Raw genomic sequence first — 19,617 nt, 5'->3', positions numbered from 1 at the left:
ACACCAGCAGGCTCACGCGTTCGCTGCTGCGCAGCGCGAGCGATTTCGGCACGAGCTCGCCGAGGACGATCGACGACACCGAAATGAAAGCGACCACGAGGGCGAGCGCGAGCTCGTCGGCGCCGCGCTCGAGCCCGAGGCCGGCGAGCCAGGCTGTGAGAGGTTCTTCGAGCGTCGCGCCCCCGAACGCCCCGGCGGTCGCCCCCAGGACGGTGATCCCGACCTGCACCGTGGCCAGGAAGCGCTCGGGGTTCTTGCGCAGGGCAAGCGCCGAGAGGGCGCCGCGATGGCCTTCGTTCGCGAGCTCCAGCAACCGCGTCCGGCGCACCGAGAGGATGCCGATCTCGGAGGCCGAGAAGAAGCCGTTGACCAGCGAGAGCACCACAATGACGAGCAGTTCAGCGCCGAGGCCCACTGAATCTCCTGGAATGACGTAGCCCACGCCCGAGGCTCGGGCACGATGGGCGCTCGCGAGGTGAGCGCCGGTCGTGCCGGTACGAGGCGGCCGGAGCCCGGACTACGGCGCCAGCTGCAGCGTCGCGGCGGTAAGGGTGTCGAGCGCCAGGAAGGGCAGCTCCGTCGGCTGGATCCGCAGGGCAACGGAGTCGCCCGCCGGACTCGCCGCGAGCACCTTGCCGCGGAAACCGAGCGTGGAATTCGCGGCATCGGCGATGCGCACGGTCGCCCCGACGGTGAACGCAGCGGCCGCCGCGGCAGGCACGGTCGCCTCGAGCACCGTGCGCTGCGCCTCGACGAAGGTCGCGAGCGGCTTGCGCTTCTTGGCGGTGGCACCCACCGCGAAGAAGTTCCGCCGCACGTAGCCGTCGGCCGGGGCGAGCAGGTTCGCCGTCGCGAGCTCGGTCTGGACGCGGGCGAGGTCGCTGATGGCGTTGGCCTCCTCCATCTGGGCCTGGGAGACATCCGCGGCATTCTGCAGGTCCCCACGGCTGTTGCTCGCCGGCGAGCTGCTGGTCGCGCCGCGCGACGAGGCGAGCTCGCGCTTCTGATTCTGGGCGCGCGTCAGGTCCTTGCGCAGGCCCTCGAGCTCCTTCTGAAGTTTCGCGACATCCATCTCGACGAGCACGGCCCCTTTCGCCGCCGGCTGATTGACCGCCGTGGGCAAGGCCCGGACTGGCAGGGACTGGGAAGCCTTGAGCTCCGTCTCGCTGCCGGCCGGAGCGACCAGCCGAACGTCGACGGCGATGGCACCAGCCGCCTCCGCGGCGAAGGCCGCCGCGCCGAAGGAAACTGCGGCGATCACAGCCAGGAACAGGGCGGCCCGGAACGGGCCGGGGTGACGATTTCGCATGGATGAGTTCCTCCCGGCACTTATCTTAACCGGACTCCGTGGGGGCACCTCCGCATGCCGCCGGCTGCCGCTGTCGGGTCTTGCACCGGCGGGCGTCGATGGTACGCTGCCCCCGGGCCGGGACGGCCCCTGGGAGCATGGACCGATGCCGCGACCGTTGCACCTTTCTCGACTTCGGAAGCGCTCGGCAGACGTCGGCCTGGCCGGGCTGGCGCTGATCCTCGCAGGTGCGGTGACCGCCGGCGCGCAGGCCGGCGAGGGAGCTTCGCGGCGGGAGCGCATGAACGCTCTCGTGGCGAGCGTCGGCGCTTACGTCGAGCGCTTCCAGGCGGAGATGGAGGCGGCGGTGCTCGACGAGAGCTACGTCCAGCTCCTGCGCCAGCCCTGCTGCCGCGAGCCTCGCCGCCCAGGCGAGGACCCTCTGCTCGCCTGGGACGATACGCACCAAGCCGTCGCCCGACGCGGCCTTCTCGCCCGCCGACAGTTGAAGTCCGAAGTCCTGCTGGTGCGGATCGCCGGCGGCATGCGCGTCGGCTATCGCGACGTCTACGAGGTCGACGGCAGGAAGATCCAGGATCGCAGCCAACGCGTCCGGAACCTCTTTCTCTCTGGGACCGACGAAAGCGCGCTCGCCTTAGGCAGGATCGCCACGGAGAGCGCGCGCTTCAATCTCGGGCAGATGCAGCGGACCACGAATCTGCCGACGCTGCCGATGCTCTACCTCGTGCCGGCGATGCACCCGCGGCTCTACTTCTCGCGCGGCGGCGACGAGGAGATGGATGGCACGAAGACGACCGTCCTCGAGTTTCGCGAAGATGCGAGCCCGACGCTCGCGGCGACCGCAGCCGGAATCGACATGCCGGCGAGAGGGCGCGCCTGGGTCGAGCCCGATACCGGGCGCATCCGGCGCATCGAGCTGCGCTTCGCGGCGGGAGCGCGACGGGTGATGACGGTGTGGTTCCGCGACGACCCCCGGGTCGAGTTCCTCCCTCCGGCGCGGATGTGGGAATGGTACGAGAGGATCCCTGTCGGAGACGTGCTCCCGGCCGGCAATTTGAAGGGTGGCTGGTCAGCCGACGTCGAAGCGCTCGCGACCTACACCGACCTTCGCCTGTTCTCGGTCGAAACCAGCGAAGACATCGGCGCGCCCCCCGACTGAGCCCGGGGGGCCGTTCCGGGGATCGTGTCCGGGCTCAGCGCTTCGTGGCCGGTTCCTGGACCGATAGCAGGTAGGCGACGAGGTCGCCGATCTTCCTCTCGACGTGCGAGCGGCGCTCGGGCGAATCGTCCTCCGGCCAGAGGAAGAGGTCGCCCCAGACCGGCATCTCGCGGCTGCCATGCTCCGCCACCTCGACGCGCCCGTCGATGACCGCCTGCAGGCGCTCCGCCGGGAAGACACCGTCGTTCTTCGCCGTGATTCGGGTCAGATCGGTGGGCTTCTTCGAGAGGGTCCCTGCGATATCGCCCGCGCCGCGCGCATCGACGCCATGACAACTGGAGCAGTAGGTGGCGTAGGTGACCTTGCCGACCGTCGCCGAGTAGATGGGCGCGTCGGCGGCGAGTGCTGCGTTCACGGTCCATCCGAGTCCGGCCGCCGATGCCAGGAGCGCGGCGACCGCGGTGAGTCTCAGGGTGGGAATTGCCTTCATATCGACCTCCTCGATCGAGACTGCGTCTTCCCCCTGCTGACAAGGTAGCAGCCCCACCCTGGCGGGGCACCACCCGGGAAGGCAGCTTTGGGTCCAGTGCGGGATCCAGTGCGGGATCAAGAGCGGGGTCGCGCCTTGTAAGCTCCCCGTCGCCATGGCACTCGACGCCTTTCTCCTGGTCATCGGCATGCTGGCGCTGGGCAAGGCGTGCGCGGCGACGGGGCGCTTCCCGCCCGAGGCCGCCGCCGTGCTGAACCGGTTCGTGCTCGACATCTGCCTGCCGGCGGCGGTCCTGCGCTACGCCTCGCGTCTCGAGCTCGACCTTTCGCTGCTGCGCGTGATCGCAGTACCCTGGCTGCTCTGCGCCCTGTCCGCGGGCCTGGTCTTCCTGTACGCGCGCCACGCCGGGCTCGCCCAGGACCGGATGGCGGTGCTCCTCCTCTGCGTGCCGCTCGGCAACACCTCCTTCCTGGGCTATCCGCTGACGCGGGCGATGCTCGGCGAGACGGCCCTACCGCACGCCGTGGTCTACGACCAGTTCGGATCGTTCCTGCTGCTCTCGACCTGGGGCCTCTGGGTACTCGCCCGCTACGGCGGCGATCGTCGGCCGACGGCGCGGGAGATCGGCCGGAAAATCGTCCGCTTCCCGCCGTTCGTGGCGCTCGCGGTCGCGCTGACGGTCATGCCGGCGGCGCCGCCGGCGCTCGTCGAGGGACTGCTGGTGCGGCTCTCCGACGCGCTCCTGCCGGTCGTCACTTTCGCGGTCGGGTTGGACCTGCGGCTGCGCTTGCCGCGCGGCGCCCTCGCTCCGCTCACCGTCGGCCTGGTGCTCAAGCTCGTGCTGCTGCCGCTCGCCGCCTGGGGGCTCGTACGCTTGCTCGGCCTCGACGGCATCGCCGCGACCGCCACCGTCTTCGAGAGCGCCATGCCGCCGATGATCACCGCCGGCGCGCTCGCGAGCTCGCACCGCCTCGCCCCCGAGCTCGCGGCGGCGATGGTCGGCTACGGCGTTCTGCTCTCCCTCGCGACCCTCCCCCTCTGGGCCCTGCTGCTCTCGTGAGGCTGCCCCGGGTGGCCCCGGGTGGTGCCAGCCGGTTCGCAAGTCTCATGGATTCTGAGGGTTGCCTCGCGAAGCGGCGGGCACCTCCCGGAATGGGATCAGCTGCGGTAGCGCAGGGTGAGCGAGAACGACCGGCCGGGCTCGGGCACCGCGACGCCGGCGCGGAACGGGTCGCGCTGGTAGGAGAGGTGCTCGCGGTAGGTCCGGTCGAACAGATTCTCGACCCCACCGATCAACCAGAAACGGCCGAGCTCGATCCCGGCGCGCAGATTGGCGATCTGCCAGGCGGGCGTCTCCGTCTCCTGCAGGCCCGAGTCGACACGCGTCTGCTCGGTCGCGGCGACCCCTTCGAGCTCGGTGTACCAGCGCCCGGGCTCCCAGCGCAGCGCGAGACGTCCCGAAAGCGGCGGCAGCTCGGGCAGGTCGCGGTCGACGACCCCGGCCTCGGGCGCCAGGTCGCGCGCGCCGCGGAGCCAGGTGACCTTCGCCTGCAGCGCGACGTTCGCGCCGAGTGGGGCGAGCGCCGCGGCCTCGGCGCCCCACATCTCGGTGTCGTGGTTGATGTAGGTGCGGGCGTGCCGGTTCATGACGCCGGGGACCATCTCGAGACGCGCGCCGTCGACCACCGTGATCGCGCCGTCGATGCGCGCCACCCAACCGGTGACGTCCAGGGTGAGACGGTCGCTCCGGTAGCGGCCGCCGAGGTCGAGCTGCGTCTGGCGCGGCGGCGCGAGCGCGGGGTTACCGACCCAATCCGTGCCCATGCGGCGCAATCCGAAGTAGCGCTCCTGGGGATCGGGAGCGCGCTCGGCGCTGCCCAGACGGGCGGAGACGTCCCAGGTTTCGCGCGGTTTCCAGACCAGTCCGACGTTTCCTGCGAGCAGCGTGTCCCCGGCCGAGGTCGAGCGCGTGCGGTGATAGGCGAAGTAGAGGTCGGTGTCGGCCAGCCCCGGGTCGGCCTCTGCCTGGGAGCGCGCGACCCGCGCCCCCGCTTCGATCGTGAGCTGGTCGCCCCAGGGGCGCTCGAGCTCGGCGAAGAGAGCCCCACTGTCCTGGACCGTTCCCGGCAGGCTCGCCTGCGGGCGGTAGCCCATACCGGCCAGCCGGGTCGCCGAGCTCCACTCGCGGCGCGTGCCCTCGAGGCCGAGCTGGACACCGCCGGCGAGCTGAACTTCGCCGCGCGCGCTCCAGTCCTCGGCGAGGGCCTCGGTCGCCATCGAATAGGCGCGCGACGCGGGCGTCGACGAGACGCGCAGCCGGTCGTCCATGTCGTGCTCGACGCGCGACCAGCCGAGGCTCGCCGAGAGGCTCTCGACGCGCTCGCCGGCGCGCTCGGCGCGATAGCTGGCGCGGGCGCGGGTGGCGTCGTCCTTCGTCGCGTCCATTTGCAGATAGGGGTAAAGCTGCGTGTCGGCCTGCTGGACGGTGGCCTCGATCTCAAGCCGTTCGCCCGGCCGCGCCGTCCAGCCCAGTCCGGCCCAGCCGGTGGTGATGTCGAAGGCGCGATCGTCTCGTGCCGTGGTTCGATAGGCAGCCGGCGCACTGAGCGGGAGGAGCTCGGTGAAGGCGCGCCCGTCGCCGTCCTCGAAGGCCTGGCCGCGCCGGGAGGCGATGCCCCCCTTCAGGCTCCAGCGCTCGTCGGCCCAGCTCGCGGTGGCCGAGGGCGCCGTGTAGCCGAAGGCGCCGGCGGCGGCCAAGAGATCGAAATGCAGGCCCGGTTCGGGTTTGCGCGACAGGATGTCGATGCTGCCGGCGAGTCCTCCGGAGGCGGCGTCGAACGGTCCGCGGTGCACCACGATGCGTTCGATCTCGGCGAAGTCGATGTGGAACGACGGCGGGTCCATCCGGTTGGGACAGGCGCCGTGCAGGGCGTGACCGTCGATGCGCAGGGAGAGGTTGTCCCCCTTCTGGCCGCGCAGCACGACGTCGTTGGCGATCCCCCCCTTGCGTACCTTGTCGATACCCGGGAGGTGTGCGAGCGCCTCTCCGGCGTCGCGGGCGAAGCTCTCGCGGATCTCCCGCGACCCGAGAGCGCCGTGCCCGGCCGATTCGCGAACCTCGATGCGCTCGGCGAAGATCTCGAGCTCGAGGGCGAGGGTGACAGCGCCGGAGGCGTCGTGCGGCAGGTCGAGCACGGTCGCCGGCGGACCGCCATCCGGTGGATGGGCGACCAGACGACAGTCGCGGGCCGCAGGAAGGGCTCCGAGGACGCGCCCGGATTCGTCGGCGACCAGAAGTTGCGCCGGAGCTTCCGGCGGGCACGAAAGCTCGACGACGGCACGCGGCACCGGATCGCCGGCGCGATCGACGACGAGGCCGGCGAGTGTGCGGCCTTCCGCCTGGACGACGTCGGGAGAGAGGACGACAGCGAGCGCGAGAGCGCTCGCGAAGAGTTCGAGACGCATGGAGTGCTTCCTTTCCTTGCCTTCGCCGGCCCTGCGGACTCGGCCCACGGGTCGGCGTTCCCCGGGGCGGAGAGGCTGCGCCGAGGGCCGCCGACACGCGCGGCGGAGCCTCGTCACGACCCTGGTTCAGGCGGAGCGCAGGGCGGAGCGGGGAGGAGGCGGATCGGGCGTGAAGCGAAGGATGGAGCGGGATGTCTGCGGCACGGAGAGTCGAGCGGCCGTCTGCGGAGGGGGCGCGAGACCGGCAAGGCGGGCTGAGAGCAGGGCGGCCTTGGGTGCTGTGAGGGCGGCGTGCTCTCCCCGCTGATGACAGCCGCACCCGGCGCGCAATTCCGGCGTCTTCGCCGGACGCGACGGTGCGCAAGCCAGGCCGGCACGCAGCAGCGGACAGGCGGGGCCGGCCGGACTCGCCGCGCCGCGCTTCGCTGTGCAGCAGGCGTGATTCGAGCAGCGGCACTCGGCGCTTCCCGACGGCCCGCGGTCGAGAGCCTCGACGAGCGCCGGCAGAACCAGGGCTGCGGCCAGAAGCGCCGCACAGCTCGCGCGCAGGATCGGCACCCGGAACATCGCAGTCTTCAAGATAGTCCCTGACGAAGGCGCCGTGACTGCACCTTTGGGTGGGGTTGGGCGACGGGAGGTTGCGGCGGCCGGGGACATCGGCAGCCAGTCTCCACCCCCTCGGCCCCACCACCTATGACCGCCATCAGGTGGTGCGAGCCTTACCGGCACTGCGCCGCCCGAGCTCAGCCGGCTCCTGGGGGCAGCGGGCGGCAGACCTCGGTCTCGGTGACGACGAGCGCCATCGGGATGTCGTGCGGCTCGTTCGGCAGCCGCTCCTCGAGCTGCACAGCGAAGGCGAGGCCGATGGCCGGGAAGGGGCGATGGGCGAGAAAGCGGTCGAAGTACCCGCTGCCGTAGCCGAGGCGGAAGCCGCGCCGGTCGAACCCCAGCCCGAGCACGAGAACCGCGTCGAGAGTGCCGTCGATCGCTTCCTCCGCGACCTCCGGTGTCCCGCGCGGCGGCTGCCGGAGGCCGAACGAGAGGGTGCGGAGCGCGCAGGGGTAGGGGTGGACATGGAGCTTCCCGTCACGCGGATCGGCGCGCGGCACGAAGAGCTCCTTTCCCGATGCGAGCAGCCGATCGACGAGACGCCAGGTGTCGAGCTCGACCCCGAAGGAGAGGCAGGTGAGGATCCGCCGGGCGGCTGCGATCTCCGGCAGAGCGAGCACGGCTTCGGCAACCCTGTCCGCCGCCGCCGCTGCTGCCGCGGGATCGAGCCCGGCGAGCCGCGCGCCCAACTGTTCGCGCAGCTCGACCTTGGAGGACGCGGGCGTCGCGGTGGTCTTGCGGGGCATCGTTTGCCGCCGGCTCCGGCTAGGGCTTCTTGCGCGAGGCGAGGTAGTCGGCGGCGCTGGTCGGCCCGAGGACGAAGGTGTCGGTGTGCTCGGCGATGTACTTGCGGAAGCTCAGGAAGAAGTCGGCGCCCGAGGGCAGGCCGAGTTTCTTCCAGGCCTCGCCCAAGGCCGCGGACTTCTCGGGCGGAATCTCGGCCGGCTGGATGAGCATGAAGTCCCAGCTCGCGCCGTCGCTGTGGACGAAGAGCTGGCGCGGCGGCAGGCCCGCCATCCGGTTGGCTTCGTCGTAGCTCGCGATCGCCTCCAGGAACGCCTGATGCTCGCCGGGGGCGATGCGATAGATCTCGACCAGCATGCGGGTCGGCGCGGGCGCGGGAGCCGGTGCCGGTGCCGGGTCCGTCTGCGGTTCGGCGGCGACACCGGCCGCGGCGGCGAGGATCGTGCCGGTGAGGCAAGTGAGGCAACTGAGGCGTGCGGCGACGCGCTTGACGCTCATGGATCGGTCTCCCTTTGCAGGTCAGGCCTCCCGGTCGAGCCGGGTCAGCGGATGGAACTTCCCAGCACGAGTCGACCGCTCTCCCGGCCCGCGCGATCGTGGAACGCAGCGACCGAGAGCGCGGTCCCTGCCGGGGCCGCGACGATCCAGTCGGCGACGGCGCGGTCGGGAGTGCCGGGGGCATACCCCCACCAGGTCGCTGTCGAGCGCTGCGCGATGCGACCCTGGAGCTCCCCCAGCGCCTGCCGCGCCGGGCTCTCGACGAGGCGCGCTTGCGGCGGCAGGGCGAGCTCCGCGAAGACCCCGCGACTCACCTGTTGATCGAGTGCCTTCTGTGCGCCGTGCGTCGGCAGATAGCCCTGATTCTCGACCACCAGACGCACCCGCCAGAGGCCGGTGCCCAGCGGCTCGGACGAAAACGTGCGGATCGCGAGGCGAGGCGTGGCGAGGCCGAGGTAGACCAGCCAATCGCTGTGCGGCGCGACCTCCTTCTCCAGGCGATCGAACGGGATGTTGTACCAGTAGCGCACCAGGTCGAAGCCACCGATCTCGACCTCTCCCAGTTGCGGATGCTCGAACCGGCGCCACGGCACGAAGCCGTCGCCGCCCAACTCCCGGTCGCTCCAGCGCAGGAGCGCGACCTCATCCTCGACCGGATGGTAGCCCCAGAGCCAGGCGGAGGCCGTCGTTCCGGCGAGCGAGATTCCGGCCGCCCGAAACGGGTCCCAGAACTCGGTGATGAACGAGAGAATCCCGCGCTGGTCGTACAGCCAGCCGAAGGCGCTGGGGATGTAGCTCTCGCGGTCCTCCGCCCGGAGGTCGAGATACGACATCGCACGGTAGCCAGTGAGCTCGGCCGCCCGGTGGGCCAATGTCTCGTAGGCCTTGCGGTCCGCGCCGGGCAGCTGCTCTGCGAGATTGACCGGCGGCGTCAGCACCAGCCCGCCAAAGGTGTGGCAGGTGACGTGCGCGACGATGTTCGGACGCGCCGCGAGCGCGGCGACGTAGGCCGCGATCTCGGGCTCCGACAGCGGGTAGGCGCCGGCGGTGCGGCCGCGCGCGTTCTCGCGCAGATCGCCGGGGAAGTTCGCCCCCAGATCGATCGGCTCGAGAGCCGGCGGGTCGGCGATGGTCGCCCCGTCGTAGCCCTCGATCCGGCCCTCCGGAAGCACACGCCAGTAATCACCGCCGGCCTCGTCGGGGGCGCGCGGAACGAGCAGCCGGCGATCGCCCGGGTACTCCTTCCACGGACCGTTCGGATCGCGGTAGCGCATGAAGACCGCGCGACCGTCGCCGTCGAGATCGCGGCCGTGAATGCCGCTCTCCGGCGTGGCGAAGGGATAGGGCCGGGCGACGGAGCGGATGAACCGCCCCTGCTCGAGGGTCGCTTCGACACCGTCCGGGGTCAGGCGCGGCAGCACGTAGACCGCACGCGTTTCGAGCAGTCGCGTCACACGCTCGTCGCTGCCGAACCGATCGAGCAGGTGGTGGATGAAATGCAGCGCGGCGACGCCTCCTCCCCACTCGGTGGCGTGCTCGTTCCCATCCACGGCGATCGCCGGCTTGTCGCCTGCCGGGCCGGTGGCGTGCGCGGTCAGGGTCAGGAACCAGAGCTCTCTCCCCTCGGGGGTCTTGCCGAGGCTTTCGAGCTCGACGAGGTCCGGCCGCGCCGCGGCCCACGCCTGGAGCAGCGCCGTGAGCTCGTCGTAGCGCAGAATGTGGTCGAACGGCAGGGCCTGCAAGGGCGCGAGGGGGGCCGACATTGCCGGCGGTGCGCTCGCCAGAGCCCGCGATCCTCCGGGACCTGCGAGGCCCAGCGCCAGGCCCAGCGCCAGCGGGGCGGCCAGGAGGATCTTCAGGCGGGGGGCGCTCATCGACTCGCTCCGTCGGATCATCGTTTCCTCGTCTTTCTCTTGGTTTCCGCGGCGCGGAGTGGCGACTCCGCTGCCGCCCTGCGGAGAATCGGCAACATGCCCTGGAAAGCGGAGCGCAGGAGCTCGACGGGGAAGGCGGTGAAGCCGAAGATCAGCCCGGGCGCGGTCGTCCGGATCGCGTAGTGCGACAGCGCCGGGACGTCGAAGCCCGCCTCGGCCAGGCGCTTCGACCAGGCGGCGTCGTCGGCGTCCTCGGGGAGGAAGACGACGACGTTCATGCCGCCGTCGGCATTGCCGGGAGTGACCGGCAGGTCGGCCTTGGCGAAGAGGTCGAGAAAGAGCCGCTGGCGCGCCGCATACTCGCGCCGGCAGCGGCGGACATGCGAGTAGAAGGCGCCGCTCTCGAGGAAGAGCGCCAGCGTCGCCTGGTCGAGCAGCGGCAGATGGTCGTCGTTCAAGTGCTTGAGCGCGATGAAGGGCGCGAGAATCGGCTCCGGCACGACGACGTAGCCGAGCCGCAGCGACGGGAAGAGGAGCTTGCTGAAGGTGCCGGCGTAGATGACGCGGCCGCAGTTGTCCAGGCTCTGCAGGGAGGGCAGCGGGCGAGCGCCGTAGCGCAGCTCCGAGTCGTAGTCGTCCTCGACGATCCAGCACTTCGTGCGCCCCGCGAAGTCGATGAGCGCCAGCCGGCGAGCCAGCGAGAGCGAGACGCCGGTGGGGAACTGGCGCGACGGTGTGGTGTAGATCAATGCGATCTTGCCGTCGGCCGGAGTCGGCGGGCAGAGGCCCTGGTCGTCGATCGCTCCGGGCGCGATCCGCGCGCCGGCGTTCTGGCACGCGAGCCGCGCCTCCACGTAGCCCGGGTCTTCCATGTAGACCTGGTCGCGCGCGTCCAGCAGAAGCAGCGAGAGGAGGAAGAGCGCCTGCTGCGACCCGGAGGTGATGACGACCTGCTGCCAGTCACAGCGCACTCCGCGGTGGTCCCTGAGGTAGGTGGCGACGCTCTCGCGCAGCGCCGGCAGCCCGGCGATGCAGTCGGCCTGGTAGTGCAGGACATTGCGCCCCTCGCGGCGCAGCACGCGGCTGCGCAGGCGGTTCCACGTCAGCAGGGGGAAGAGCCCGATGTCGGGCTGGCAGGGGCGGAAGGGGCGCGGCGATCCGAGCGGCAGGCGGGCGCCACGCGGAGGAGCCGGCGCCGGCGCGGGCTCGCCAGGTCCGGAGGCGCCGATTGCGCCAATGGCGCCGATGGCCGCGGCAGTTCGCCGCACGTGCCGAGTCAAGGCGATCGTCGAGCTCACCCGTACGCCCGAGCGCGGGGCGGAGTCGAGATAACCCTCGCTCACCAGCCGGTCGTAGGCATAGATCGCCGTGTTGCGCGACACTTCGAGCTCGGTGGCGAGGTCGCGTGTCGAAGGCAGAGACTCGCCGGGGGCGAGGGCGCCGCTCTGAATGAGCTCGCGAATCTGGCGGGCGAGCTGATCCTGGAGGGTGAGTCGCGACGAGCGATCGATCGCGAGGTCCGAGAGCGTGTTCATACCGGCATCCGGCGCGATGATAAGCGATCGCCTAGTTTCGCGACCTTGCCGCCGTCGCGGCGCCGGGCCGGCGGCGCTCGAAGTACTGGAAGGCGAAGTGGAGTGGGATCCCGGCGAGAATGATGCCGACACCCAGAATGGCCGGCCAGAAGCTCGCCACGAAGGTACTGATGATGATCCCTGCGGTTGCCAGAAGGAAGAAGATCGGCGTCGCCGGATACCACGGGCAGAGGTAGGGGCGAGGCAGCGCGGGCTCGCGGCGGCGCAGCACGATCACCGCGGCGACGGCGAGGCCGTAGAAGATCCAGGAGGTGAAGACGAAGGAGGTGAAGAGCTGCTGGAACGTGCCCACCAGCGTGAAGAGCGCGGCGAAGAGGCCCTGGGCGACGGTGGCCACGACCGGCGCATGGGAGCGCGGGTGGAGACGGGCGAAGGAGCGGAAGAACAGCCCGTCGGCCGCCATGGCATAGCTCACCCGCGCCGCCCCGAGCGTGATGCCGTTCATCGCTCCGAGGATCGAGATGACGATGAGCAGCGAGATCGAGACCGCGGCCCCCGGTCCGAGGGCCTCCTGCACCGCGAGCGCCGCCACACGGTCGCTGCCGCGGATGCTCTCGGGAGGCAGCACCGCGTAGTAGGCCGCGTTGACGACCAGGTAGACCACGAAGACCAGGACGGTGCCGAGGATGAGGCTGCGCGGAATCGTGCGCGACGGGTCCTTGACCTCGCCGGCGGCGAACGACAGGAAGTGCCAGCCATCATAGGCCCACAGCACGGCGACGAGCGCCACGCCGAAGCCGAGCCATGGCACCCCTCCCACACCCTCTTCCGGCGCCGGCACCCAGTGGCTCCACAGCCGATCCATGCTGCCGCGCGAGTAGAGCAGGAAGGTCATCACCGCGAGCCCCCCGACCTTGAGGGTGGTCAGGCTGTTCTGGACCCACTTGCCCACCCCGACGCCGGCCGAGTTGACGGCGACGAACAGCGCGATGCAGCCGAGCTGGAGCACCTTCTGCTGTCCGGAGGAGAGCTCGAAGACCGGCGCGGCGTAGAGGCCGATCGCCGCCGCGAGCGCCGCGAGCGAGCCGGAGTGGATGAGCGCCATGGCGCTCCAGCCGTAGACGAAGCCCACCTTCGGGCCGAAGGCCCGCGCCAGGTAGACGTAGAGGCCGCCGGCCGCGGGCAGCGCGGCGCCGAGCTCGGCGAGCGCCACGGCGCCACAGACACTCAACAGGCCACCGAAGGCCCAGACAGCGGCGACGGCGGCCAGTGAGTGGAGCTGCACGGCGATGCTGCCGGCCATCAGGAAGATGCCGGAGCCGACCATGATGCCGGTGATGAGCGAGACGGAATCCCAGAGCCCGAGGGCACGCAGGAGCCCGGTGCCGGAGCCGGCTTTCACGCGCCGTCACCCTCGCTGCGTCCGGAGTTCTCGCGCCGGATCGCGGCGGCGAGGGCTGCGTGTTGCGGATCGGGGGAGGCGCCGAGGTGGTCGGCGACCGCCAGGGCGTCGCGCAGCGGCTCGTCCTGCCCGAGCTTGAACTTGGCTTCGAAGCGCTCGATGACGATCTCGAACCCGACGATGTGGGGCAGCCGGCGGGTGATCTCGGAGTGCGGGATCTCGTCCATCTGCCAGCCGCCCGGTATCGGACTCTCCATCCTGTCGTTCAGGAGTTTCAGGGTGTACTCGAGCTCGTCCGTGGACTGCTCCCGCACGGAACCGTAGCAGTGCACAGCGGTGTAGTAGTAGGTGCTCGGCATCTGCCGGAGAGGGTACCAGGAAGCCGTCACGTAGCTCTGGGGGCCGTGAAAGATCGCCAGGGTCGGTGTCGGCGTCGCGAACAGCGCGCGCGCATGCTCGTTGGCGCGGGCCAGATGGCCGAGCAGGACGCCGTGGCCGCCGCGCGACCGGTCGAGCAGCAACGGCAGGTTGGTCGCGAGCGGCCCGTTTTCGCCGCCATTGACGAGCAGGGCCCATGGATTGTCGTCGACGAGACGGTAGGCGGCCTCGATCGACCGCGGCTTCCAGCAGGATCGGATGAACATGGGGCGGGATTGTGGGACCGATCGTGGACTACGTAAAGGACCAGAATCGGTCACCTTGGTGGGTCCAGAGCTAACGACCGACCCGAGTTGGCTGGACCCATATATGCGGTGGAATCTGGTACTTGCTGGATACCAATCAGGGATGCCAGCATGCCGAGCATTCGATCGAACCGACGCCTTTCGAGGCAAGAAGGAGCCAGCGATGCGACTCTCCGTAGCTCTCACCCTCATGATTGCAACGACCGCGATGGCTGGCGCCCAGGGCTCTCCCGCCCCGGCCGGCTGCGTCTTCGACGCCGCGGCGCCGCGGGCCGAGGTCACCGGCAGGATCGTCGATCCCTCCGGAGCGCCGCTCGTCGGCGCGAGTCTGACTCTGCGCTGTGGAGACTTCCGCCAGGACGCACGCACGATCGGTGACGGCAGCTACCGCATCGCGGCCCCGGCCGGAGCGTACATCCTGGAGGCTGAAGCCCCGGGATTCGAACCCACGGCCGCGCCGGTCGAGCTCGACGCCGCGGCCGCTGCCGCGCTCGACCTCACGTTGGAGATCGGGACCTTCGGCAGCATCATCACGGTCTCGGAGCCCGGCGGCTTCGTCGCTGCATCCTCGACGTCGGCGACCAAGTCCGACGCGCCGCTGATCGAGATCCCGCAGTCGGTCTCGGTCATCACCGCCGACCAGATGACGGCGCGCAACGTCCAGTCGGTCGCCGCGGCGATCAGCTACACGGCGAGCGTCGACGTCAACACCTTCGGCACCGAGACGCGTTTCGACTGGATCAACATCCGGGGCTTCGACCAGTCCACATACGGTCTCTACCGCGACAACTCGCGCTGGCAGAGCGGTCAGGTCTCGGGCCAGATCGACCCCTACATGCTGCAGGAGATCGACGTGGTCAAGGGGCCGAGCTCGGTGCTCTACGGCCAGAATCAGCCCGGCGGCCTGGTCAATCTGGTCACCAAGCGGCCGCCCTCGCGCGAGCTGCGCGAGGTCGTCCTCAACTACGGCTCGCACGACAAGATGCAGGCCCAGGCCGACTTCGGCGGGCCGATCGGCGACGACGGAAAGCTCAAGTACCGGCTCACGGGATTGGCGCGGCAGAGCGACACCCAGGTCGACTTCGTCTCTGACGACCGCTGGTTCATCGCTCCGGCCCTCACCTGGACGCCGTCGGACAAGACGACCCTCACAGTGCTCGGCGACTTCCAGCGCGACGACACCGGCTGGAGCCAGTTCCTGCCCTCGCAGGGCACCCTGACCGGGAATCCGAACGGCGACATCGATCGCAGCCTCTTCGTCGGCGAGCCGGACTACGACTACTTCGAGCGCGATCAGTGGTCGGCGGGGACACTCTTCGAGTACCGGATCGACGACACCTGGGCGCTGCGCAACACGATGCGCTACTCGAGCATCGAGTTCGACGGCAAGACCGTCTTCGGTGGCGGACTGCAGGAGGACCTGCGGAGCCTCAACCGTTTCGGTTTCGGCAACACCTTCGAGCTCAAGATCTTCACCATGGACACCAACGCTTACGCCCGCTTCGACACCGGCAGCGTCGAGCATTCGCTTCTCTTCGGTGTCGACTACTCGACCTCCGAGTCGAAAATCGTGAGCGGCTTCTCCGTCGCCGCGCCGCTCGACGTCTTCGACCCGGTCTACGGCTCGAGCGTCCCGGATCTGTTCATCTACGGCAACGTCGACCAGCCGATCGATCAGCTCGGGTTCTATGCCCAGGATCAGATGAAGTTCGGCTCGCGCTGGATCGCGACGCTCGCCTTGCGCGAGGACACGACCGACATCACCACCGACAACCGACTCTCCGATTCGCAGGTCGACCAGAGCGACAACGCCCTGACGGGCCGTCTCGCCCTGACCTACCTGGCGGAGAGCGGCCTCGCGCCCTACTTCAGCTACTCGACCTCGTTTCTGCCCGTCGCCGGTGTCGACTTCTACAACCGGCCGTTCGAACCGACCGAGGGCGAGCAGTTCGAAGGCGGCCTGAAGTTCCAGCCCAAGGGTTCGAACAGCTTCCTGACGGCCTCCATCTTCCAGATCACCCAGACCAACGTCAGCGTGCCCGATCCGGTCAACCCTTTCAGCACCGTGCAGCAGGGCGAGATCCGTTCGCAGGGCATCGAGCTGGAGGCGATCGGCAGCCTGGCGACGAGCCTGAACTACTACGCCTCCTACTCCTACCTCGATCAGGAGGTCACAGAGACGACTGATCCGGCGACCCTCGGCAAGCGCCCGCCTCTCGCCCCGGACCAGCTCTTCTCGGCCGGCGGCGAGTACATGTTCACCGAGGGCGGCGCCTCCGGCCTGGGCCTCGGGGCGGGCCTGCGCTACATCGGGTCGCGCGCCGGCGATGGCGCCAATACCATCGAGGTGCCGTCGTACACTCTCTTCGATGCCTCGGTGCGCTATCTCTGGCGGAACATGGAGTTCCTGTTGAGCGCCACGAACCTGACCGACAAGACCTACGTCGGGGTCTGCCAGTCGGTGAGCTACTGCAACTACGGTATCGGACGCCAGGCCATCGCGACGGTGCGCTTCGATTTCTGAGCAACCGCTGACCGGCCCGGACCTCGACCCGGACATCCGGCGCTTCGTCGCCGGGATGTCCGCGGCCTGGGCTCGATATCCGGGTTTCGGCTCCGCTTCGCCGGTCGAAGCGCGGTGGATCGCCGAGCAGGTGCGGGCACCGTGGGCCCGCGGCGGCCCGCAGATGAAGCGTACGTTCGAGCGCCACCTGCTGGTCGGTGACGCCACCGTCCGCATCCGGATCCACGACCCCTCGGGCGGCAGCGGGAACGCCGCTCTCGTCTACCTGCACGGCGGCGGCTGGACGCTGTTCAGCCTCGACACCCACGACCGCCTCATGCGCGAGTACGCGGCGCGGGCCGGCGTCACCGTCGTCGGCGTCGACTACGCGCTGGCCCCGGAAGCGAAGTTCCCGCTGGCGCTCGAGCAGGTGACGGCGGCGGTGCAGTTTCTCGCCGGGCGCGGCGCCGAGCTGGGGATCGACCCCGGCCGGCTGGCGATCGGCGGCGACTCCGCCGGCGCCAACCTGGCTGTCGCGGCTGCGCTCGACTTGCGGCAAGCAGACTCGCTGGGTCCGCTGCGCGCGCTGCTGCTCAACTACGGCGTCTTCGCCCGACATTCTTCGCCCGAGGCCGTCCGGCGCCTGGGCGGACCCGGCAACATGCTCACCGCCGACGAAATGGAAGGCTTCTGGCGCAACTACCTGCGCGACGAGTCGGACGCCGGGGACCCCAGGGCCTGCCCGGCGCTCGCCGATCTCGGGGGCCTGCCGCCGGTCCTGCTGGTCGCGGCCGAGCTCGATCTGCTGGCGGAGCAGAGCGAGGGCCTCCACCAGCGCCTGTTGCGGGCCGGCGTGACCTCCCGCCTCGAGCTCTATCGCGGCGCCTCGCACTCGTTTCTCGAAGCGGTCGCGATCGCGGCACTCGCCGATCGCGCCCTCTCGGAGTCGGCGGCATGGCTGCGCGCGCGGCTCGCCGAAACATGAGTCTGCGAACCCTGCGGTCCCTTCGGTCTTCCGCCGTCCTCGCGCACCGCTGGCTGAGTCTCGCGGCAGCCGCCTTCTGGCTGGTGCAGGCGGCTACTGGAGTCTTCGCGGTCTTTCACTGGGAGATCGACGACGCGACGGTGGCGGGAGAGTCGAAGCCTCTCGACCTCGCGGCGCTCGAGCGGCGCGCTGCGGACCTCGTCGCGGCCGTCCCCGGCCGGCGCATCGACTCGATCTGGACGTCGGCCGGTGCAGCGGACCGGTTCGACATCCATCTCGTCGGCGCGCCGCCGGAGCGGGATCGGGTCGTCCGCGTCGATGGCGCGGGAACCGTCCTGCGCCGCCGCGAGGACGGCGAGCGTCTCGCCGACGGCGGGCTCGTCGAGAGCCTGATTCTCGTCCACCAGAAGCTCCTCGCCGGCGACACGGGGAAGCGAATCGTCGGCGCCAGCGGACTGCTGCTGCTGTCCAACCTCTTCCTCGGGCTTTTCGTGGCGTGGCCACGCTCCGGGTCCTGGCGTCGCGCTCTGCTCCCCGCGCGCACGAGCCCCGGGCCGGCGCGCCTCTATTCGTGGCATCGCACACTCGGACTCTGGCTGGCGCTCCCCGCCGCCTGCCTGGTCAGCGCCGGAGTGCTCCTCGCTTTCGAGCCGTTCACGGAGCGGCTGGTCCAGCCCGCACCGGTCGATCCGCCGATGTTGACGATGCCGGCCGGCGAGGCGCCGCCGGTCGGCATGGCGCAGGCCGCGCGCAGGGCTCTCGACCGGTATCCGGGAGCGGCGCTCTCCGGCATCGGATTTCCCACCGCCGACGACGCCTGGTGGGCGATCCGCCTGCGGCAGTCCGGGGAACTGCGGCGCGCCTACGGCAAGACGCGCGTCTATGTCAGCGCGGTCGACGGTCGCGTCGGCGCGGACTTCGACGCTCTCGCGTCGCCCCCGGGCCGGCGCTTCGTCGATTCGCTGTTCGCCTTCCACACCGGCGAGATGGGAGGCAGGGCGGGGCGCATCGGCGCGCTCACGATCGGCCTCTGGCTGCTCTCGATGTGCGCTCTCGGCATCCGCCTCTGGTGGACCCGCCGGCGCCCCCGTTGGGACTCCGCGCCTGCGGCGGGTCGATCGGGCACCTAGGGACGGAGACCTTGCGGCTCCTTCGGGGCGAGGCAGGCGCCGCAGCCGACGCTCCCCGACCAGCGCGTCACGTTGTTGTTCTCGAAGCCGTCCGAAAAGAGCGCGCCGTAGAGGCTGTAGACCGCTCCGGAGGTGACCGGGCTGCCGCCGGGATGGATGCCCTCGACCTGCACGGCACCGATCGCGAGGTCGTCGTGACCGTTGCCGTCGAAGTCGCCGGCAGCGAGGGCGTAGCCGTAGTACTCGGGGCTGTCGACCTGCGTGCCGGCGCTGCCGAAGGAGCCCTTCGACCAGAGGGTCGCGGCGCCGATCTCCAGAGTGGTCCCGCCGCCCGGGATCAGGGTGACGGCGCCAACGAAGGTGAACGGGGTCGGCGAGCCGACGCTCTCCTGCGGAATGCCGACGGCGAGATCGTTGCCGGCCGAGGCGCCCTCGATGAAGTCGCCGATCCGGAGCGCGTAGCCGAAGTTGTCGAAGTCGCCCAGTGCCTCGCCGTCGACGACGCCCGATTGGTCGAAGTGGGTGGCGCTGTCCGTCGTGAGCCCGAGCGGTGAGGCGCCCTTCAGTACCGTCAGCGCACCGGCGTCGGGGTGGAACGACACGTCCTCGGCCGGCGCGCCGATCGCCAGCTCGTCGATGAAGTCGCCGTCGAGGTCGCCGGCGGCGAGCGCCTCGCCGAAGTGGTCGCCGGTCTCGGTGAAGCCGCCGGCGTCGATCGAATTCTCGTGCCAGAACTGGTTGTTCGCGGGGATGAGGCCCGAGCTCGGCAGGCCGTAGACCACCTGCACGGCGCCAGCGTCGGTCTGGCCTTCGACATCCTCGCCGAAGACGCCGATGGCGAGGTCGTCGGCAACGTCGCCGGCGAAATCTCCGGCCGCGAGCTCATACCCGAAAGCGTCGCCGGCTTCGCCCGCGTCGAGCATGCCCGGGCTGTCCTGGTCGAGGTGCTGCGGCACCACGAGACCCAGACCCGGACAACCGCTCGCGGAATAGAGCACGACCACCGCCCCCTGCGCGGCGTTCTCACCCGGCACGCCGATGGCGAGGTCGTGGCCGCTGTTGCCATCGAGGTTGCCGACGGCGAGCGCGGCGCCGAAGCGATCGCCGGTTTCGGCGGCATCGCCCACGCTGGCGAGGCCCTGGTAGAAGCGTTGCGGCTCGAAGTCGAGCAGGTTGGCGGTCACCAGGCCCGCGGGCGAGCCCTGGAGAACGAGCACCGCCCCGGCGTCGG

The 19,617-nt window shown here is 70.3% G+C and carries 17 protein-coding genes; 5 read left to right on the top strand and 12 right to left on the bottom strand.

Annotation, left to right across the window (positions count from 1 at the left end; translation table 11 throughout):
• Nucleotides 1–382, bottom strand: a 382-nt coding sequence (locus KBI44_17260; GenBank protein MBP9146229.1) for a DUF21 domain-containing protein, incomplete at its 3' end; no start/stop codon positions are given.
• Between the two features lie 135 nt (nt 383–517).
• Nucleotides 518–1,309 (bottom strand): efflux RND transporter periplasmic adaptor subunit, encoded by a 792-nt coding sequence (locus tag KBI44_17255; protein MBP9146228.1) that lies wholly within the window; start codon nt 1,307–1,309, stop codon nt 518–520.
• Nucleotides 1,310–1,454: 145 nt separating this feature from the next.
• On the opposite strand from KBI44_17255, the gene KBI44_17250 reads away from it, so the two are divergent.
• On the top strand, nt 1,455–2,468 hold the full coding sequence (locus KBI44_17250; GenBank protein ID MBP9146227.1) for a hypothetical protein: 1,014 nt from the start codon (nt 1,455–1,457) through the stop codon (nt 2,466–2,468).
• A 34-nt stretch (nt 2,469–2,502) separates the two neighbouring features.
• Here the strand turns inward: KBI44_17250 and KBI44_17245 are convergent, their stop codons facing one another.
• Entirely contained in the window at nt 2,503–2,958 is a 456-nt protein-coding gene (locus KBI44_17245) for a cytochrome c (protein ID MBP9146226.1), read from the bottom strand.
• A 154-nt stretch (nt 2,959–3,112) separates the two neighbouring features.
• On the opposite strand from KBI44_17245, the gene KBI44_17240 reads away from it, so the two are divergent.
• Complete coding sequence (locus KBI44_17240; GenBank protein MBP9146225.1) at nt 3,113–4,018, top strand: AEC family transporter; 906 nt, start codon at nt 3,113–3,115, stop codon at nt 4,016–4,018.
• A gap of 98 nt (nt 4,019–4,116) precedes the next feature.
• On the opposite strand, the gene KBI44_17235 is transcribed toward KBI44_17240, so the two are convergent.
• The 8 genes from KBI44_17235 to KBI44_17200 all read right to left on the bottom strand — a co-directional run bounded on the left by KBI44_17235 (nt 4,117) and on the right by KBI44_17200 (nt 13,729).
• Nucleotides 4,117–6,423: a TonB-dependent receptor gene (locus tag KBI44_17235; protein ID MBP9146224.1), complete on the bottom strand. Its 2,307-nt coding sequence runs from the start codon at nt 6,421–6,423 to the stop codon at nt 4,117–4,119.
• 126 nt (nt 6,424–6,549) lie between these two features.
• Nucleotides 6,550–6,990: a hypothetical protein gene (locus tag KBI44_17230; protein ID MBP9146223.1), complete on the bottom strand. Its 441-nt coding sequence runs from the start codon at nt 6,988–6,990 to the stop codon at nt 6,550–6,552.
• 176 nt (nt 6,991–7,166) lie between these two features.
• Nucleotides 7,167–7,778, bottom strand: a complete 612-nt coding sequence (locus tag KBI44_17225; GenBank protein MBP9146222.1) for a 5-formyltetrahydrofolate cyclo-ligase — start codon at nt 7,776–7,778, stop codon at nt 7,167–7,169.
• 19 nt (nt 7,779–7,797) lie between these two features.
• On the bottom strand, nt 7,798–8,274 hold the full coding sequence (locus tag KBI44_17220; GenBank protein MBP9146221.1) for a hypothetical protein: 477 nt from the start codon (nt 8,272–8,274) through the stop codon (nt 7,798–7,800).
• Nucleotides 8,275–8,318: 44 nt separating this feature from the next.
• Nucleotides 8,319–10,148: a carboxypeptidase gene (locus KBI44_17215; protein MBP9146220.1), complete on the bottom strand. Its 1,830-nt coding sequence runs from the start codon at nt 10,146–10,148 to the stop codon at nt 8,319–8,321.
• A gap of 17 nt (nt 10,149–10,165) precedes the next feature.
• A complete protein-coding gene (locus KBI44_17210) occupies nt 10,166–11,683 on the bottom strand; it encodes a PLP-dependent aminotransferase family protein (GenBank protein ID MBP9146219.1) in 1,518 nt (505 codons plus the stop codon).
• Nucleotides 11,684–11,714: 31 nt separating this feature from the next.
• Nucleotides 11,715–13,085: an amino acid permease gene (locus tag KBI44_17205; GenBank protein MBP9146218.1), complete on the bottom strand. Its 1,371-nt coding sequence runs from the start codon at nt 13,083–13,085 to the stop codon at nt 11,715–11,717.
• On the bottom strand, nt 13,082–13,729 hold the full coding sequence (locus tag KBI44_17200; protein MBP9146217.1) for an FMN-binding negative transcriptional regulator: 648 nt from the start codon (nt 13,727–13,729) through the stop codon (nt 13,082–13,084). Before KBI44_17200 ends, KBI44_17205 begins: the two co-directional genes overlap by 4 nt.
• A 202-nt stretch (nt 13,730–13,931) precedes the next feature.
• Between KBI44_17200 and KBI44_17195 the strand changes: the two genes are divergently transcribed.
• The 3 genes from KBI44_17195 to KBI44_17185 are packed head-to-tail and all read left to right on the top strand — an operon-like array spanning nt 13,932 to nt 18,386.
• On the top strand, nt 13,932–16,292 hold the full coding sequence (locus KBI44_17195) for a TonB-dependent siderophore receptor (protein MBP9146216.1): 2,361 nt from the start codon (nt 13,932–13,934) through the stop codon (nt 16,290–16,292).
• 55 nt (nt 16,293–16,347) lie between these two features.
• A complete protein-coding gene (locus KBI44_17190) occupies nt 16,348–17,256 on the top strand; it encodes an alpha/beta hydrolase fold domain-containing protein (protein ID MBP9146215.1) in 909 nt (302 codons plus the stop codon).
• On the top strand, nt 17,253–18,386 hold the full coding sequence (locus KBI44_17185) for a PepSY domain-containing protein (protein ID MBP9146214.1): 1,134 nt from the start codon (nt 17,253–17,255) through the stop codon (nt 18,384–18,386). The genes KBI44_17190 and KBI44_17185 overlap by 4 nt, the downstream gene beginning before the upstream one ends.
• Here KBI44_17185 and KBI44_17180 read toward each other — a convergent pair.
• Nucleotides 18,383–19,617, bottom strand: a 1,235-nt coding sequence (locus tag KBI44_17180; protein ID MBP9146213.1) for an FG-GAP repeat protein, incomplete at its 5' end; no start/stop codon positions are given. The two genes, KBI44_17185 and KBI44_17180, sit on opposite strands and share 4 nt — an antisense overlap.

This window comes from Thermoanaerobaculia bacterium (assembly GCA_018057705.1).
Taxonomy (GTDB): domain Bacteria; phylum Acidobacteriota; class Thermoanaerobaculia; order Multivoradales; family JAGPDF01; genus JAGPDF01.
The sequence above is the reverse complement of the archived record's forward strand: the minus strand, read 5'-3'. Positions and strand labels throughout refer to the sequence as shown.